At 67.3% G+C, this 16725-nt stretch carries 15 protein-coding genes; all 15 read right to left on the bottom strand.

Features of this window, described 5'->3' with window-relative positions; all coding sequences use genetic code 11:
- Nucleotides 1-220: 220 nt before the first annotated feature.
- On the bottom strand, nucleotides 221-3256 hold the full coding sequence (locus LGM71_RS32235; RefSeq protein ID WP_226118534.1) for a type III restriction-modification system endonuclease: 3036 nt from the start codon (nucleotides 3254-3256) through the stop codon (nucleotides 221-223).
- Nucleotides 3256-5274 (bottom strand): site-specific DNA-methyltransferase, encoded by a 2019-nt coding sequence (locus tag LGM71_RS32230; protein WP_226118532.1) that lies wholly within the window; start codon nucleotides 5272-5274, stop codon nucleotides 3256-3258. The genes LGM71_RS32235 and LGM71_RS32230 overlap by 1 nt, the downstream gene beginning before the upstream one ends.
- Before the next feature lie 331 nt (nucleotides 5275-5605).
- Nucleotides 5606-6736, bottom strand: coding sequence for a porin (locus LGM71_RS32225; RefSeq protein WP_151048958.1), 1131 nt, complete (start codon nucleotides 6734-6736; stop codon nucleotides 5606-5608).
- A gap of 271 nt (nucleotides 6737-7007) precedes the next feature.
- Complete coding sequence (locus LGM71_RS32220) at nucleotides 7008-7685, bottom strand: response regulator (protein WP_059602202.1); 678 nt, start codon at nucleotides 7683-7685, stop codon at nucleotides 7008-7010.
- A 12-nt stretch (nucleotides 7686-7697) separates the two neighbouring features.
- A complete protein-coding gene (locus LGM71_RS32215; RefSeq protein ID WP_226118530.1) occupies nucleotides 7698-9065 on the bottom strand; it encodes a sensor histidine kinase in 1368 nt (455 codons plus the stop codon).
- Nucleotides 9066-9138: 73 nt separating this feature from the next.
- Nucleotides 9139-9996 carry an ABC transporter permease gene (locus LGM71_RS32210; protein WP_108064675.1) on the bottom strand — a complete coding sequence of 286 codons (858 nt, stop codon included), beginning with the start codon at nucleotides 9994-9996 and terminating at the stop codon, nucleotides 9139-9141.
- Nucleotides 9997-10015: 19 nt separating this feature from the next.
- The gene (locus LGM71_RS32205; protein WP_027788757.1) at nucleotides 10016-10813 is read right to left on the bottom strand and encodes an ABC transporter ATP-binding protein; all 798 of its coding nucleotides are present in this window, start codon (nucleotides 10811-10813) and stop codon (nucleotides 10016-10018) included.
- A gap of 121 nt (nucleotides 10814-10934) precedes the next feature.
- Entirely contained in the window at nucleotides 10935-11939 is a 1005-nt protein-coding gene (locus tag LGM71_RS32200) for an ABC transporter substrate-binding protein (RefSeq protein ID WP_124627853.1), read from the bottom strand.
- A 165-nt stretch (nucleotides 11940-12104) separates the two neighbouring features.
- Nucleotides 12105-12887, bottom strand: a complete 783-nt coding sequence (gene fliR, locus LGM71_RS32195; RefSeq protein ID WP_174911618.1) for a flagellar biosynthetic protein FliR — start codon at nucleotides 12885-12887, stop codon at nucleotides 12105-12107.
- A gap of 28 nt (nucleotides 12888-12915) precedes the next feature.
- A complete protein-coding gene (gene fliQ / locus LGM71_RS32190) occupies nucleotides 12916-13188 on the bottom strand; it encodes a flagellar biosynthesis protein FliQ (protein ID WP_006750427.1) in 273 nt (90 codons plus the stop codon).
- A 16-nt stretch (nucleotides 13189-13204) separates the two neighbouring features.
- Nucleotides 13205-13966 (bottom strand): flagellar type III secretion system pore protein FliP, encoded by a 762-nt coding sequence (gene fliP / locus LGM71_RS32185; RefSeq protein ID WP_124627857.1) that lies wholly within the window; start codon nucleotides 13964-13966, stop codon nucleotides 13205-13207.
- A 36-nt stretch (nucleotides 13967-14002) separates the two neighbouring features.
- Complete coding sequence (gene fliO, locus LGM71_RS32180; RefSeq protein WP_059602191.1) at nucleotides 14003-14572, bottom strand: flagellar biosynthetic protein FliO; 570 nt, start codon at nucleotides 14570-14572, stop codon at nucleotides 14003-14005.
- A complete protein-coding gene (fliN, locus tag LGM71_RS32175) occupies nucleotides 14569-15060 on the bottom strand; it encodes a flagellar motor switch protein FliN (protein ID WP_124627861.1) in 492 nt (163 codons plus the stop codon). The genes fliO and fliN overlap by 4 nt, the downstream gene beginning before the upstream one ends.
- On the bottom strand, nucleotides 15053-16051 hold the full coding sequence (gene fliM, locus LGM71_RS32170) for a flagellar motor switch protein FliM (protein ID WP_059465946.1): 999 nt from the start codon (nucleotides 16049-16051) through the stop codon (nucleotides 15053-15055). The genes fliN and fliM overlap by 8 nt, the downstream gene beginning before the upstream one ends.
- A gap of 22 nt (nucleotides 16052-16073) precedes the next feature.
- Complete coding sequence (gene fliL / locus LGM71_RS32165) at nucleotides 16074-16610, bottom strand: flagellar basal body-associated protein FliL (RefSeq protein ID WP_059602185.1); 537 nt, start codon at nucleotides 16608-16610, stop codon at nucleotides 16074-16076.
- Nucleotides 16611-16725: the final 115 nt, after the last annotated feature.

Below are 16725 nucleotides of genomic sequence, written 5' to 3'. Positions count from 1 at the left end.
GCACGCATGTTGAGGAAGGGCGCTTCGGCGCCCTTTTTTCATGGCGGTGGCGAAACGGAGGTGTCGCGCGCCGGCGTCGCATCGACCCCGATTTGCAACCAGCGGTAACGACGCGCGCGAACCGGCGAGGATACGAATCGCTTTCATTCGGATGACAAACGGATTCGCCGTAACCGGATCGATGAAATGAAAAAAGGGCGGCTCGTCGCCGCCCTTCGTTTCAGCGTCCCGCGCCCGCCAGGGGCGCGACGGCTGCAACCGGCTCGAACAACGCATCGGCCTGCCTGACGCGCACGAACCGCGCGGCCTCTCCGCCGTCCACCAGCGCACGGAAATGCGCCTCGCCGCACACGAGCTTCGCGCGCTCGTGCTCGCTCGTCACGTCGCCGTCGGCATTCGGCGTATCGACGACGAAATACAGCCGCTCGCCGCCGTCCTGCTCCGCGAGCACCGCCCAGTCCGGGTGATAGCTGCCGAGCGGCGTCGGCACGCGGAACCACGCGGGCAGTTTCGCGTACAGCTTCACGCCGTCGTGCGCTTCGAGCGCATCGGCAAACGCACGCTCCGCGTCGGTCTCGCACACGACCGCTTCGTGGATCGACTTCCGCGCATCGGACCGCAGGTTGCGCAGGTAGCCGGTCAGCGCCTCACTCTCGAACGACTCGAGCGCATGTACGTGGCGCTCGCCAAGCTTGCGGTACGCGATGCCCGCAACCAGCGCGAGCCGCTTGCAGCGGTTGATCGCATCGGCGGCCAGCGCGATGAACTGCTGCGGATTCACGCGGAAGTCGTCGAGCCGGCCGCTGTCGGCCAGAATCGTCGCGAGAGAGCGGCGCGTGAGCTGCGTGCGGTCCTGCAGTTCGGTGAGCAGGTCGGGAAGCGGCAACTCGCCTTCGTCGATCAGCACCGTGCCGGCGCCCGCCACCTCGATCGCCTCGATGCCGGCCTTGCCGATATCGATCTCGGCCTTGCGCCACTGCAGCCGTGCGCGCGCGATGTCCGGCGCGTCGCGCAGCGCGGCCGTGCAATCGCGCACGAGCTTCGCGTTGTCGAACTCGACGCTGTACACGGTGCGATGGCGGATGCGGTCCCACAACGCCCGGAAGTCGTCGCCGAACACGACGGCCTTGCCCGACGCATCGCGCCGCAACGCGATCGCGCGACGCTCGTCCGCATTGCGCACCGCGAAGCGGCCCGACAGCTTGCGCAGCGTCGCGACGATGGGCGCGCGCAGCGACTCGAACGCGTCGGGCAGCACGAGCGCGCTCTGGCGCAGCGCATCCTTCAGCCGGTCGAGCACCTTGCCCTGCGCGTCGACGTAGCCCTGCTCATGCAGATGCGTCCACAGCGCGCGCGATAGCCCGATGCCGAGCGCGTGCGCGGGTCCGTCGCCTTCCTGCACCGGCAGTGCCGCGAACTGGTGCTCCTCGACGATCCCGAAACGGATGCCCGTATCGGCCTCGATTTCCTTCTGCAGGTTCTCCGCGAACGACTCGTAGCGTTCGGTCGCGATCACCGTGAGCGTGTTTACGCCGGGGTCGCGCACGCGTTCGCCGTCCTGGTCGACCGCGAGGCGCAGCCCGCGGCCGAGCGTCTGGCGGCGCTCGCGTTCGGTCTGGATGTCGCGCAGCGTGCAGATCTGGAACACGTTCGGGTTGTCCCAGCCTTCCTTCAGCGCCGAGTGCGAAAAGATGAACTTCAGCGGCGTGTCGAACGACAGCAGCGCTTCCTTCTCGCGCATGATGAGGCCGTATGCGCGCTCCGCGTTCTCGCGCGCCGCGGCACTGCTTTCGCTCGTGTCGGTCCAGCCGCCCTTGCGGTCGATCGAGAAGTAGCCGTTGTGCGCGCGCTCGACTTCGAGCGCGACGTCGACGCCGTCGAACAGCGCACGGTAGGCCGGCACGCGCGCCGCGCGCGCATATTCCTCTTCGAAGATCAGTGCGTAATCGCCCTTCACGGGCATCCCGTTCTCGTCGTAGCGGCGATAGCGCTCGACCGAATCGACGAAGAACAGCGACAGCACCTTCACTCCACGCTCGGCCAGACGCAATTCCTTGTCGAGGTGCTCGCGGATCGTGCGGCGGATCATCTCGCGCTGCACGGCGAGCGTGTCGATGTCGCCGAACGCCTCGCCGAGCGACAGGAACGCCTCGCCTTCCGGATGGCGCAGCTCGACGTATTCGGCACCCTTCACCGCATGCACTTCGCCGATCCGCAGCCCCGCGTACAGCGCGCGCTTGGTCAGGCGTTCGAGATCGTCGCCGTCGGTCGCCGACACGATCTGGCGCTTCACGCCGGCCGCGGTCGCGACGTCGAGCTCGATGCGCGCGCTGATCGCGCCGCGCCGGTTCGACACGCTGACAAGCCGCACGTACGGCTTGTTGTGCGCGTCCTCGACGATCGCCGACGCAATCTCGATCTGCTTGACGAGCTTGCGCTCGTACGCGTCGACCGCGTCGAGCCGGTACACCATGTGGTGGCGGTCGACGTGCGTCGCCGAATAACGCAGCGTGCAGAGCGGCGCCATCGCGGCGAGCGCTTCGCGCCCGCGCCCCTCGAGCCCGCCGTCGACGCTTTGCGGCTCGTCGACGATCACGATCGGCCGCGTCGCGCGGATCAGGTCGATCGGCTTCTCGCCGCCGGTCTTCTCGCTGTCCTTGTAGAGGTTGTTGATCTCTTTCTTGTTGATCGCGGCGACCGTCATCACCATGATCTGGATCGCCGCGCTCGCCGCGAAGTGGCGCACCTGGCCGAGCTTCGCGGAGTCGTACAGGAAGTAGTCGTACGGCACGCCCGCGTACAGCGCGCGGAAATGGTCCTCGGTGATCGAAAGCGTCTTGTGCACGCCTTCCTTGATCGCGATCGACGGCACGACGATCACGAACTTCGTGAAGCCGTAGCGGCGGTTCAGCTCGAAGATCGTGCGCAGGTACACGTAGGTCTTGCCGGTGCCGGTCTCCATCTCGACGGTGAAGTCGCGTGAGCCGGGCAAGCCGGACGGCGGCAGCCCGCCGCGCAGCTGCACGTCGGCGAGATTGCGCGCGAGCGCGTCGTCGGTCAGCGACAGCCGGTTGCCGACGCCTTGCTCCGACACCGCGAAGCCGAGCGAGCCTTGAGCCGCGGCCGTGGTGCCGGGCGCGGCGTTCGCGAGCACGCTGAAGTCGCCGCGATACGATTCCTGGCCGCGAAACAGGTCGCAGACGGCGTCGATCGCCTCGCGCTGGTAGTCGAGATCCGCTTCGAAATGCAGCCGCATCACAGGCTCCGCACGCGCTTCACGCCATGCTGTTCGAGCAGCGCGGCGAGATTGAGCTTCGCGACGTCGTCGACGAAGCCGCTGTCGCGGAACAGGCACGTGACATCGCGCGTCGCGCCGGTCGCGTCGAGCAGTTCGACGATGCCGTCGGCGAGCGGGCCCGCGTCGTCGCGCGAAATGCGCGCATCGAAGCACGCGACGATCGAGCGGCCGATCAGGTGCACGGTCTTGCCTGCGACCTGGTGATGCTCGACCGGCGTGCACAGGTCGAGGCCGAGCTTCAGCGTCAGCTCGGCGAGCAGGTCGTCCTCGCTGCGGCCGGTCTTCACGTGCTCGACGGACGCGAAGAGCGCATGGTCGAAGTCGTCGCGGCGCGGATCCCACTCGATCACGTTGGTCGTGTCGAGCCGGTACACGCGAAAGCCCAGGTCGCCATAGCTTTCCGGATAGTCGCGCGCCACTTGCTGGGCCGCGCGGCGCAGGCGCTCCTTCGTGATTTCGGCGAGCGTCGGCGGCTTCTTCAGCTTCGCGCAGAAATCGGCGGCCGCCAGCTGCGTCTTGTCGCGGCGGTCGAGCGCCTCGGGCAGTTGCACGAGGATGTAGCGGCGTGCGCCGCCGTCGGTCGCGTTCACCTGCATCACCGCGTGACCGGTCGAGCCGGAGCCGGCGAAGCAGTCGAGCACGATGTCGTCGCCGCGCGTGCACCAGCCGATCACGGCCGCCGCGAAATCGACCGGCTTCGGCTGGTCGAACGGGATGCCGAGCGTCTTCAGCAGCGCGTCGTCGGAGCCGGCGAACGGCAGCACCGACGGCACGTTCTCGTACATGTTCTCGTCGAGGTAGTAGATCCGCTGCGGCTGCGTGGTTTCATCCGGACCGAATTCGATCTGGCCGCGCTCGATCAGCGCCTGCATCGTCGCGGGCGGGTTGCGCCAGCCGCGCGCCGGCATCGCGCACGGCTTGCCGGTGACCGGGTGGATCAGCGGCGTGAAATACTCTTCCGGGGCCTTCTTCTTGTTCGGCCATGCCATCGACACGAGGCGGTACACGCGCCCGTCGGCCGACAGCCGGTCGTACATCACCTCGCCGCCCGACAGGTTGGTCTGCGCCTTCATCCATGCGCGGTAGGCCTTTTGCGCATCCTTCACGTTGCCGCTGCGGTACACCGCGTCGTGCGCGGCATCCAGCATGCGCTGCGCGTTGCGCTTCGGGCGCCTCAGCGGCGCCTGCTCGAGCAGCGTCTCGGCGTTGCGCGCGAACAGCACCAGCGATTCGTGCTGGTACGCCACGCCGCGCGCATCGCCCTTCGGGTTGCGCTTGTCCCACACGGCCACCCCGAGCTCGTTCTCCTCGCCGAAGATCTCGCGCAGCATCAGCACGAGCGCATGCACTTCATGCTCGTCGATGTGCACGGCGATCAGCCCTTCGTCGGACAGCAGCGCGTGCGCGAGCTTCAGGCGCGGATACATCATGTTCAGCCAGTCGGTATGGAACCGGCCGTTCGCCTCGGTGTTGGTGCTGCGCTTCACGCCGCCTTCGGTCTGGCCCGTCATCGACAGGTAGTGGCGGATGCTGTCGCTGAAGTCGTCCGGATAGACGAAATCGCTGCCCGTGTTGTACGGCGGGTCGATGTAGACGAGCTTCACCTTGCCCGCGTAGCTCTTGTGCAGCAGCTTCATCACGTCGAGGTTGTCGCCCTCGATCACGAGATGGCGCGTGTCGTCCCACGCGACGCTGTCGCCGGGGCACGGACGCAGCGTGCCCGTCGACGGCGTGAGCGCGGCCTGGCGCGCGCTGCGCTTGCCGTGCCAGTGGAAGCCGTAGCGCTCGTCGGCGTCGCCGACGGTGCGCTCGCCGACCAGCGCCTTCAGCGCGTCGACGTCGACCGACGCGCCGTCCGGGCCTTCGGTCACGAGTTCGGGGAACAGCGCCTTCAGGCGCGCGACGTTGTCGGCGGTGAAATCCGTCGACATCGCCTGCGGGCTCGCCGCATCGAGTTTCTGCATCGTTTTTTCCATCGGAGCCCGGCCGTGTGCGCCAGGACGTCGGGCGCACTCACGGCACCGGCGGCAATGGCCACCCGGGCAAACCCGAAACGCTAGCGAGTCGGTCGGCGCAGGTCAAGCACCGATGTGAGGCGATCGTGCGGGCATCGGCCGCGATCGCCCGTCCGACGGGCCGCAAGCGGCTTCGGGCCGGGTTGTCGCGGCGCCGCGCACATGGGGCTTCCGGGATACCCGGCACCAGCCGAAAACGACGAAAAAAGGGCACGTTCAGCGCAATGCGCCGGCGTGCCCGTATGGAGAATCCCGAACGAAGGTACGGCCGGGGCGCGCCCCGGCCGCGGGGTCAGAAACGCGTGCGGATGCCCGAGGTCAGTTCGAGCTGGTTCTTCGCGCCGAACGTCGACGACACCGTGTAGCCGCCATGCAGCTTCATGTAGTCGCCGGCCAGGTACAGCTCGGTGCGCTTGCTCAGGTGATAGAACACCGACCCGTAGATCGTCTCCTTGAAGCCGTTGCCGACGCCGTTCGTCAGGCTGAACGCACCGAGGTTCGCGTTCGGCACGAAGCCGTCCGAGTTGTATGCGGCGTTCTTGACGCGCATCTGCTGGTAGCCGAGCTCGTAATCGAGCGGGCCCTTCGGCGCGATCTTCATCGACACGGTCCACGAATCGTCGTGCCGCTGGCCCAGCGAGCCTTGGTCGCCGTTGTAGCGGAAGTAGCCGGCATTCAGGCGCACGATGCTGAACGCGTAGTTGCCGCCGACGGAGAACGTCTGGTTCGTGAAGCCGCCGTGATTCACGTGGTTGTAGAAGCCCGACACGGCGAATGGGCCGCCGTTGTAGCCGAGCGCGACCTGGTACGCGGAGCCGGTCGCGAACGCGGTCGAGTTGCTGAACTGGTAGCCGGCGCTCGCGAAGATGCCGTTGCTGAACAGCTTCTTCCACGCGAGGCCGTTGTTGTAGCGCGTGCCGGTCGGGCCGGCCGCGTAGAAGATCATCTGCTTGAAGTTGTTCGAGTTGGTCCAGCCGCCTTCCTCGGTCGTGAGCTTCGCGGAACCGTACGCGTCGCCGTAGATCGCCGATGCGTCGCGTGCGATCGTGTTCTGGAAGCCGGCCGTCAGCTTGCCGAAACGCTCGTCCTCGACGCCGACCCACGCGTCGCGGTCGAAGATCTGGCCTTCGTCTTCCATCTGGCCGTTCGCGACCACGTATTCGCTTTCGAGGCGGAAGATGATCTTCGTGCCGCCGCCGATGTCCTCGGCGCCTCGCAGGCCCCAGCGGCTGCCGCTGAACCACGGCTCGCCTTCGTTGCCCATGCCGATCACGTGATTGCCGTTCGCGTCGGCGTGGGTACGATAGGTCGGAAAGCTCAGGTCCATCAGGCCGTAGAGCTGCACGCTCGACTGCGCGTGCGCCTGGGTGCCGGCGCACAGGCCTGCCGCCGCGATGGAAAGGGCAAGGGTTTTTCGTTTCAAGATCGTCTCCTCCGAGCTGCCGCATTGAAATCTATTCGTTGGCAGTACGTAATGTATGCCGGTTGTTGCCGGCCACAGCGAGGGGGCCGGCGTGTAGCATCGTAGAGGGTGCAATCCTTCACGCCGCTTTCCCGGAGGAAAGAATCGGATCGGTGAAAACACCGAACGCGCAATAATCGTGAATCGGGCAGGCGGGCGAACGCGAGCCTGGCCGGCAGCCAGCGGCTGCCGACACGTTACGTGCTACGAATCGAACCTGGAGGCAGGCACGTCAGTCCTGCGCGTTCTTCTCGCGCAGGATGTAGCCGAGCCCGCGCAGCGTGATGATCTCGGCCGTGCTGCCCGCGAGATGCTTGCGCAGCCGGTGGATGTAGATGTCGATCGCATCCGCGCTCGGTTCGTCGTCGAGCGCGAACACGCTGTCCATCAGCCGCACCTTCGATACCGTCTTGTTCTGCTGCAGCATCAGCGTCTCGAGAATCGCATGCTCGCGGCGACGCAGCGCGAGCACCGCGCCCCCGCAACGGAATTCGCGCGTGCCGAACGCGTAGACGAGATCGCCGCACACAAGCTGCGTCGTGCCGACGCCGGCCTGCCGGCGGATCAGCGCGCGGATCCGCGCGACCAGCTCGCGCGACTCGAACGGCTTGACCACGTAGTCGTCGGCGCCCGCGCCGAAGCAGTCGACCTTGTCGTCGACCGAGCCGTGCGCGGTCAGCATCAGCACCGGCACGTTGTCGTTGCGGCGCCGCAATCGCGCGAGCACTTCCTTGCCGCTGATGCCCGGCAGCCGCATGTCGAGCAGCACCGCGTCGTAGCGCTCGGTCTTCAATACCGTGTCCGCGCGTTCGCCGTCGCCGACGCAGTCGACCGCGAAATCCTCGCCGCGCAGCAGGTTCACGATCCAGTGCGCGAGTTCGGCGTTGTCTTCGACCAGCAGGAGTTTCATGGCGACTTCTCTTCAGGCGTATGCGGGCAGCCGCACGGTCACGACGATACCGCGATTGCCGGGCCCCGGCGCGAGCGACGCGCTGCCGCCATGCGCCTGCGCGATCTCGCGGACGATCGCGAGGCCCAGGCCCGAGCCTTCGGTGTCGGCCGACACGCGGTAGAACCGCTTGAACACGTGCGGTCGCGCTTCGGCCGGAATGCCGGGGCCGTTGTCGATCACGTCGAGCACGACGGCGTCGCCGTCTCGCCGCGCGGCGACCGTCACGCAGCCGCCCGGTTGCGTATAGCGCACCGCGTTGTCGACGAGGTTCATCACCAGCGCGGTCAGCAGGCTGTCGCTGCCCGCGACGTCGAGCCGTTCGCCGAGATCGGCGCCGAGATCGATGTTGCGCTGCTGCGCGAGCACGATCGTTTCCTCCAGCACGCTCGACACGACGGCGGCGAGATCGACGCGATGCGTGAGCAGCGTCGACGGCGTCGCTTCCGCGTGCGCGAGCAGCAGCAGCTTGTCGGTCACGTCGGCCATCTTGCGGCTGCTGCGCTGCATGCTGTCGAGCACCGACGCGAGTTCCACATCATTGTGCTCGCGCTGCTGCGCGTACTGGATCTGCGTGTCGAGCACGGCGATCGGCGTACGCAGCTGGTGCGCGGCATCGGCGATGAAGCGGCGCTGCGTGGCCGTGTGCGTATTGAGCCGCGCGATGCACTGGTTGATCGCGTCGACGATCGGCCGCAGCTCGTGCTGCAGCCGCTCCGGGCGAATCGGCTCCAGTTCCATCGGCCCGCGGTCGGCGACGTCGTCCTTCAGCTTCATCAGCGGGCGCAGCTCGAGCGTGAGGCCCAGATAGACGAGCACGACCGCGAGCACCAGCATCAGCGACAGGCGCACGAGTTGCGGCCGCCAGATCGTCGCGATCATCGCGTCGTACGAGCGCGTCGTCTTCGCGACGACCACCGTGACCGTCTCGATCTTGCCCTCGTTGTACAGCTGGCGGTCGTAGACCACTGCGCGCAGCGGCACGCCGTCGAGCGCCGTGTCGTACAGCGTCGGCTCGATGCCGTGCCGTTCGGGCAGGGCGAGCGCCGGATTGCCGGTGAGCAGGCGCTCGCGGCTGTCGACCACCTTGTAGTAGACCGAATCGGCCGACGGCGACTCGAAGATCTCCAGCGCGGCGGGCGGCACGTCGGCCGCGAGGTAGCCGTCGCGCCATTCGACGTCCTCGCCGATCGTGCGCGCGGACGCGACGAGCGCGCTGTCCTGCACGAGCCCGGCCGTGGTCCGCGCGGTGTCGTACGACATCGCGCCCGCGATCAGCACGAACACCGCGAGCGGCAGCAGCAGCCACCACAAGAGCCGCCCGCGCAGGCTGTGCGCCATTCCTTCTCCTCAATGCCGAACCGCGCCGGGGCAACCGGCGCGGTTCTGGCGTGTCATCCGATGCGTGCGCTGCTCAGAACGCGGCGGGGCGCCACTTGAGCAAGCGCTTCTCGAGCCAGGTCAGCAGGTAGTCGGCGGCCAGCGCGACCACGGCCAGCACGATCATCGCCGCGAACACGCCGCTCGCGTTGAACGCGCCCTGGGCGGTGGAGATTAGCAGGCCGATGCCCTGCTTGGAACCCAGGAATTCGCCGACGACCGCACCGACCAGCGCGAAGCCGAAGCTCACGTGCAGGCTTGCGAGAATCCACGAGAGCGCGGACGGGATCACGACCGACGTGGTGATCTGCCGGCGCGACGCGCCAAGGATCTGCGCGTTCGCGATCAGGTAGCGGTCGGCTTCGCGCACGCCCTGGAACGCGTTGCCGAACACGACGAAGAACACCATCACGACGGCCAGCGCGATCTTCGACGCCATCCCGAGGCCGAGCGCGATCACGAAGATCGAGCCGAGCACGACGCGCGGAATCGAGTTCGCGATCTGGATGTAGAGGCCGAACACGTCGGCCATCAGCTTGTTGCGGCCGAGCACGATCCCGCAGATCACACCGGCGACCGAACCGATCACGAAGCCGATGCCGGTTTCCTCGAGCGTGACCCATACCTGCGTGAGCAGCGGCCCCTGCGACGTGCCGTTCGCGAACCAGTCCTGGAGCTGCGCGAAGATCAGCGTCGGCTGCGAGAAGAAGAACGGATCGATCCACTTGAGCCGCGCGGCGAGTTCCCAGCCGCCCAGCACGAGCACGAGCACGGCGATCCGCAGGCCGATGATCAGTTGCCGGCGGCGACGCAGCCGGGTTTGAGCGGCGCGCGACTCGTCCTCGAGCGACGTTGCCGGAATGGCGGTGGGGGGAAGCGTCATGTCGGTCATGCTCCTGTCCTTGCTGCTGTCAGCCGATCTGCACTTCTTCGCGCAGGTCGTGCCAGATGTCCTTGGAAATTTCGATGAAGCGCGTGTCGTAGCGAATCTCCGACGTGACGCGCGGGCGCGGCAGGTCGATCTCATACACGCGCTTGAGCGTCGCGGGGCGCGCGGTCAGCACGAACACGCGGTCGGCGAGCGCGATCGCCTCCTCGAGGTCGTGCGTGACGAACACGACCGAGCCCTTGTTCGCGGACCACAACTGCAGAAGTTCATCCTGCATCAGCGTGCGCGTCTGCATGTCGAGCGCGGAGAACGGCTCGTCCATCAGCAGGATTTCCGGCTGGTTGATGAAGGTCTGCGCGAGCGCGACGCGCTTGCGCATCCCGCCGGAGAGCTGATGCGGATAGTGTTTCGTGAACTTGTCGAGGCCGACCTTGCGGATCCATTCCTCGGCCTGCGCGTACGCGACGTCCTTTGAACGGCCGCGAAACAGCGGGCCCGCCGCGACGTTGTCGATCACGTTGCGCCACGGGAACACGGCGTCGGCCTGGAACACGAAGCCGATGCGCGGGTCGATCCCGTCGACCGGGCGGCCCATCACGCGCACCTCGCCCGACGCCGGCTTGAGCAGGCCGGTGATCAGGTTCAGCGTGGTCGACTTGCCGCAGCCGGTCGGCCCGACGATCGCGATGAACTCGCCGCGTGCGACGCTCATGCTGAAGTCGCGCAACGCGACGGTGGCCTTGCCTTCCGGCGAAATGAAGCGGCACGACACATTGCGAAACTCGATCGCCGGTGTGCTCGGGGAAACTGCCTGATTCATCGCATTCGTCCTGCGGGTGAGGAGGGCGCCGCATCGTGGCGACGCCGGGCCGGTCAGCCGGGCCGGAACGGGGAACGCGCGACGGCGGGATCGCCACCGCCGGCGCCTGTACCGATATCGATTACTTCGCGTTCACGAAATCGTTGGTGTAGGTGCGCGCCAGGTCGATGTGCTTGCCCTTCACCGACGGGTTGAACGCCGAGAGCACTTTCAGCACGGTCGCCGGGCCGTCGGCCGGCATCTTCGCGTCGGCCGTGTACATCGGCAGCGACGCCTTCAGCGCGGACACGTACAGCGCCTTGTCCTTCTGGTAGTCGGCCGGCATCTTTGCGGCGATCTCCTCCGCGCTGTGCGTGTGGATGAACTGCATCGTCTTCGCGAATGCGTGTGCGAGCTTGGTGGCCTCGGCCTTGTGCGAATCGGCCCACGCCGACTGCACGTACAGGCTCGCGGCCGGATAGGTGCCGCCGAGCGCGGCGCGCGTGCCGTCGACGGTGCGCATGTCGACCAGCACCTTCGCGTCGCCCATCTTCTCGAGCGCGGACACCGTCGGCTCGGTCGTCATCCCGGCGTCGATGCGGCCCTGCTTGATCGCGGCGATGAAGCTCGCGTCGGCGCCCACCGGCAGCATCGTGTACTGCGTCGACGGCACGCCGTGCGCGAGCGCGAGGTATTGCGTGAGGAAGCTCGTCGACGAGCCGAGGCCGGTTACGCCGAGCGTCTTGCCTTTCGCGTCGGCCATCGACTTGAAGGTGGGGGCGGCCTTGGTCGACACCATCTCGACTTCGCCCGGCACCTGGCCGAACACGGCGATCGCCTTCACTTCCTTGCCTTTGCTCTGCAGGTCGATCGTATGGTCGTAGAAGCCGACGACGCCCTGCACGGCGCCCGCCAGCAGCTCGTTCTCGGCATCGACGCCGGCCGGCTGCGACAGCAGTTCGACGTCGAGCCCTTCGGCCTTGAAGTTGCCGAGCTCCTGCGTGAGCCGCGCGGGCAGGTAGATCAGCTTCGCGATCCCGCCGACCATGATCGTGATCTTGCCGCCGTCGTCGGCGAAAGCGGGATGAGCGGCAAGCGCGCAGCTCAGGCTGGCTGCAACGGCGAGGGTGCGCAGGATGGGTCGCATCGGGGTCGTCTCCTTCGTTGTATTCGTATGGCGCGATGCTTGCTGCATCGTCATGACGAGTATAGGGAGGCGAAACCTTCCGCAACCTTTCGTGAGCTGGCGATTCCTTTAGGGGTTTTCCAGCAACGAAGGGCCGGAACAGGCGGGAAACGGGGCGGGACGCGCTCAGCGCCAGCCGAGCAATACCCGCCCCATCGCATCGAGCCCCATGTCGAACAGGTGCGACACGAACGGCACGAGGTTCGGAATCATCAGTTGCACGAGCAACAGCCCGACCAGCATCGTGACCGGAAAGCCGATCTGGAAGATGCCGATCTGCGGCGCCGCGCGGTTCAGGATCCCGAGCGCGAGGTTCGCGATCAGGAGCGCCGCGACCACCGGCAGCGCAAGCAGCAGCCCCATCTCGAACACGGTCGCGCCGAATGCGGCGACCGTGCGCCAGCCGGGCGCGTGCAGCAGGTCGGCCGACACCGGCAGCGACTGGAACGACGCGGCCAGCGCCGCGAACACCTGCAGGTGGCCGTCCACGGCAAGGAATGCGAGCATCGCGATCGCGTTCAGGAAACGGCCCATCGCCGGCGTCGCGCCGTTCGAATGCGGGTCGAAGAAGGTCGCGAAACCGAGTCCCATCGACAGGCCGATGAAGTCGCCGGCCGCCTCGACGGCCGCGAACACGATCTGCATCGTGAAGCCCATCGCCACGCCGATCAGGAACTGCGTGACGACGATCCAGATGCCCTGCGCGGAGAACACGGTGACGGCCGGCATCGCGCCGAGGGTCGGCGCGACGACCAGCGCCATGAACGCGGCGAGGCCGATCTTCACGCGCACGGGCACCGCCGCGTGGCCGACCATGGGCGCCGTCGCGACGAGCGCGAGCATCCGCACGAACGGCCACAGGAAAGCCGTCAGCCATCCGTTGAGCTGCGCGTAGGTGACCGAGAACATCGCGGGGTAAAGGAGCCGGGCGCGCGGCTCAGCCGGCGCCGAGCGTCGCGACGTGCAGCAGCGTCTGCCGCAGGTAGTCGAGCATCGTCGTCAGCATCCACGGGCCGGCGATCACGAGCGTCGCGGCCACCGCGAGCAGCTTCGGGATGAACGACAGCGTCGATTCGTTGATCTGCGTCGCGGCCTGGAACAGGCTCACGACGAGGCCGACCGCGAGCGCGACCAGCAGCAGCGGGGCAGCCAGCAGCAGGCCGACCATCATCGCCTGGTGCGCCAGCGTCATCACTTGTTCGGGCGTCATCGCGCGCTTCCTCCGCTTACGTGAAGCTCTGCGCGAGCGAGCCGATCAGGAGCTGCCAGCCGTCGACGAGCACGAACAGCATCAGCTTGAACGGCAGCGACACGGTGGACGGCGACACCATCATCATCCCCATCGACATCAGCACGCTCGCGACGACCATATCGATGATCAGGAACGGGATGAAGATCGTGAAGCCGATCTGGAAGCCGGTCTTCAGCTCGCTCGTGACGAACGCGGGGACCAGCAGCGACAGCGGCACGTCTTCCGGGCCCTGCATCGGCGCGGCCTTCGAAATCTTCGCGAACAGCGCGAGATCGGTCTCGCGGGTCTGCTTCAGCATGAAGCCCTTGAACGGCGCGACGCCGCGCTGCACGGCCTGCTCCATCGGCATCGCGCCGTCGGAGAACGGCTTGTAGCCGTCGGCGTACGCGCGGTCGAGCACCGGCGACATCACGAAGAAGGTGAGGAACATCGCGAGGCCGACCAGCACCTGGTTCGGCGGCGTCGTCGCGGTGCCGAGCGCCTGGCGCAGCAGCGACAGCACGATGATGATGCGCGTGAAGCTCGTCATCATCAGCAGCATCGCCGGCAGGAACGACAGCATCGTGAGCAGCAGCATCGTCTGCACGCTCAGCGAATAGGTGGTGCCGCCGTTCGGGCCCGGGCTCGTGTTGAACGCGGGCAGGCCGGCCGCCTGCGCGCATGCGAGCGCGGGGGCGAAGCCGAGGATCAGCACGGGCGCGAAGCGCGCCGCGTGACGCAGGAATTCGTGTTTCATCGAGATGCGAATACGGAAAGAGGGCGCGACGCCATGTCAGCGGTCCTTGCCGCGCCCGAAGCGCTTCGCGGCTTCGCCCGCGAGCGCGTCGCGAAACCGCGCGCCGAACGTGCCGCTCTGGCCGCGTTCGTCCGATACGGCCTGGGCGGAGGCGTCGGCCGACGCCGGCGCCGTCGTGACCGCCGCCGAGCCGGCCGGCAGCGTATGCAGCAGCCGCACGTTGCCCGGTGCGACGCCGAGCACGAGCCAGGTATCGCCGATCTCGACGATCGTCGCGCTTTCCTTCGCGCCGAGCCCGACGCTCGACACGACCTTCAGCGGGCCGCCGCGCCGCGCGGGCTGGAAGCCGAAGCGGCGCGCGAGCCACGCGCAGCCGAACACGAGGCCGATCACGACCGCGAGCCCGACGAGCGTCTGCAGCACCGCGCCGACGCCGAGCGACGGCACGGCCGAGCCGACTGTCACGCTCGACGCGATGGCGCCGGCGTTGTTCACCGCGTTCATGTCGGCGGCACCGGCCGGCGCGCAGACGAACGACGCGACGATGGCCAGCGCCGCCAGGCTCGGCCAAGGATGCACGCCGCGACCGGACTTCATGACGGTCACCGATTCAGCTTCCGGATGCGTTCAGCCGGCGTGATGATGTCGGTCAGCCGGATGCCGAACTTGTCGTTGACGACCACGACCTCGCCCTGCGCGATCAGGCAGCCGTTCACGAGCACGTCCATCGGCTCGCCGGCGAGGCCGTCGAGTTCGACGACCGAACCCTGCGCGAGCTGCAGCAGGTTGCGGATCGCGATCTTCGTGCGGCCGAGCTCCACGGTCATCTTGACCGGGATGTCGAGAATCATCTCGATGTCGTTGTGCGTCGAGCTGGCCGCGGCCTTCGACAGCGGCTGGAACACGCCGGCGCCGGTCGCGCCCGCCTGCACCGGCTGCTGGTTCTGTTCGGCGAGCGCGGCGGCCCAGTCGTCCAGGCCCGATTCCTCGTCCGCCGCGGCGGGCGCCGCCTGCACGGCTGCGGCCGATTCGGCGAGTGCCGCGTCGGCGAGCGCCTGCGGGTCGAGTTCGGGCGTCGGGTTCAGCTCACTCATATCCACCTTCCTTCATCGTGTCGCCCGCGCTGATCATCTTCTGCACGCGCAACGCATATTGACCATTGAAAATGCCGTAGCCGCATTCCATCACCGGCACGCCATCGACCTTCGCGGTGATCGTGTCCTCGATCTCCAGCGGCAGCACGTCGCCCGCACGCAGGTTCAGGATCTTCTCGAAGGTCGACGGGATCTCGGCGAGATCCGCGCTCAGTTCGACCTCGGCCGACTGCACCTGCTGCGACAGCACGCGCACCCAGCGGCGGTCGACCTCGAGCGCCTCGCCCTGGATCGGCGACGCGAGCACGTCGCGGATCGGCTCGACCATCGAGTACGGCATGCAGATGTGCAGCGTGCCGCCCGTCGGCCCGAACTCGATCGAGAACTGCGTGACGATCACGATCTCGTTCGGCGTCGCGACGTTCGCGAACTGCGTATGCATCTCCGAGCGCACGAATTCGAACTGCAGCGGCCGCACGCTCTTCCACGCGGTCGTGTAGTGCTCGAACACCAGGTTCAGCAGCTTGCCGATGATCCGCTGCTCGGTGGCCGTGAAGTCGCGGCCCTCGACGCGCGTGTGAAAGCGCCCGTCGCCGCCGAACAGGTTGTCGACGACGAAGAACACGAGGTTCGGGTCGAACACGAACAGCGACGTGCCGCGCAGCGGCTTCACGTGCACCAGGTTCAGGTTCGTCGGGATCGGCAGGTTGCGGGTGAACTCGCTGTACTTCTGCACCTTCACCTGGCTCACGGAGATTTCCGCCGTGCGCCGCATGAAGTTGAAGATGCCGATCCGCAAGAGGCGCGCGAAGCGGTCGTTGATGATCTCGAGGCCGGGCATCCGGCCGCGGACGATCCGCTCCTGCGTCGCGATGTTGTAGGGGCGGACGCCCGACGTGTCGCGCTGCTCGTCGACTGAATCGGTTTCGCCCGTGACGCCCTTGAGGAGGGCGTCGACCTCCTCCTGGGACATGAACTCCTGGTGGCCCATGCGCGCTCCTTGTCCGGCCGCGTTATTGGACGACGAATTCGGTGAACAGCACGTCGTCGACCTTCGCGCGCTGGTTGCCCGGCTGCGTCGGCTGTTCGATCAGCTCCCGCAGTTCCGTCGCGAGCGAACGCTTGCCGTCCGGCGTCGCGAGATCCTCGGGATGCTTGTTCGACAGCGCGAGCAGGATCCGGCTGCGGATCTCCGGCATGCGCGCGGTCAACTGCTCCTGCGCCTTCGGGTCGGTGAGCTTCAGCGACAGGCCGACGCGCAGGTAGTGCTGCACGCCGTCGTCCGACTGCAGGTTCACGGTCAGCGGGTCGAGCGGGAAGAACACCGGCGCGGCAAGCGGCGCCGGTTCGGCGGGCGCGCTCGCATGGCCGACGCCTGCCTTGCTCAGGAACACGTACATGCCGCCCGCGGCGGCGGCGGCCGCGCCCAGCGCGATGACGGCGATGAGCGCGATGCGCTTGAACTTGCCGGACGAAGCCGGCTTGTCGGCGGTCGGGTTTGCGGTCGTGGAGGCCATGTGAGTGCGTGCGTGATGTCTCGTAGCATGCATTGTTCGGCATCCGGGCCGAGCCCGATGGGTGGAAAAGAGGGGGGAATTGCGGCTATCTCAGCCGATTGTCGGCCGGGTGTCGGCTCGATGCAGGGCGGGAACGGCGGGGCGAGGC

Source organism: Burkholderia sp. AU33545 (assembly GCF_020419685.1).
GTDB classification, from domain to species: domain Bacteria; phylum Pseudomonadota; class Gammaproteobacteria; order Burkholderiales; family Burkholderiaceae; genus Burkholderia; species Burkholderia diffusa.
Note: the sequence above shows the minus strand (reverse complement) of the source record. Positions and strands in the feature narration are given on the sequence as shown.

Excerpts from the sequence above, each read along its gene's own strand:
- LGM71_RS32235 (WP_226118534.1), bottom strand. The coding sequence starts at position 3,256 with ATGCGGCTGCATTTCGAAGCGGATCTCGACTACCAGCGCGAGGCGATC.
- LGM71_RS32230 (WP_226118532.1), bottom strand. The coding sequence starts at position 5,274 with ATGGAAAAAACGATGCAGAAACTCGATGCGGCGAGCCCGCAGGCGATG.
- LGM71_RS32220 (WP_059602202.1), bottom strand. The coding sequence starts at position 7,685 with ATGAAACTCCTGCTGGTCGAAGACAACGCCGAACTCGCGCACTGGATC.
- LGM71_RS32215 (WP_226118530.1), bottom strand. The coding sequence starts at position 9,065 with ATGGCGCACAGCCTGCGCGGGCGGCTCTTGTGGTGGCTGCTGCTGCCG.
- LGM71_RS32210 (WP_108064675.1), bottom strand. The coding sequence starts at position 9,996 with ATGACCGACATGACGCTTCCCCCCACCGCCATTCCGGCAACGTCGCTC.
- LGM71_RS32205 (WP_027788757.1), bottom strand. The coding sequence starts at position 10,813 with ATGAATCAGGCAGTTTCCCCGAGCACACCGGCGATCGAGTTTCGCAAT.
- LGM71_RS32200 (WP_124627853.1), bottom strand. The coding sequence starts at position 11,939 with ATGCGACCCATCCTGCGCACCCTCGCCGTTGCAGCCAGCCTGAGCTGC.
- fliR (WP_174911618.1), bottom strand. The coding sequence starts at position 12,887 with ATGTTCTCGGTCACCTACGCGCAGCTCAACGGATGGCTGACGGCTTTC.
- fliQ (WP_006750427.1), bottom strand. The coding sequence starts at position 13,188 with ATGACGCCCGAACAAGTGATGACGCTGGCGCACCAGGCGATGATGGTC.
- fliP (WP_124627857.1), bottom strand. The coding sequence starts at position 13,966 with ATGAAACACGAATTCCTGCGTCACGCGGCGCGCTTCGCGCCCGTGCTG.
- fliN (WP_124627861.1), bottom strand. The coding sequence starts at position 15,060 with ATGAGTGAGCTGAACCCGACGCCCGAACTCGACCCGCAGGCGCTCGCC.
- fliM (WP_059465946.1), bottom strand. The coding sequence starts at position 16,051 with ATGGGCCACCAGGAGTTCATGTCCCAGGAGGAGGTCGACGCCCTCCTC.
- fliL (WP_059602185.1), bottom strand. The coding sequence starts at position 16,610 with ATGCATGCTACGAGACATCACGCACGCACTCACATGGCCTCCACGACC.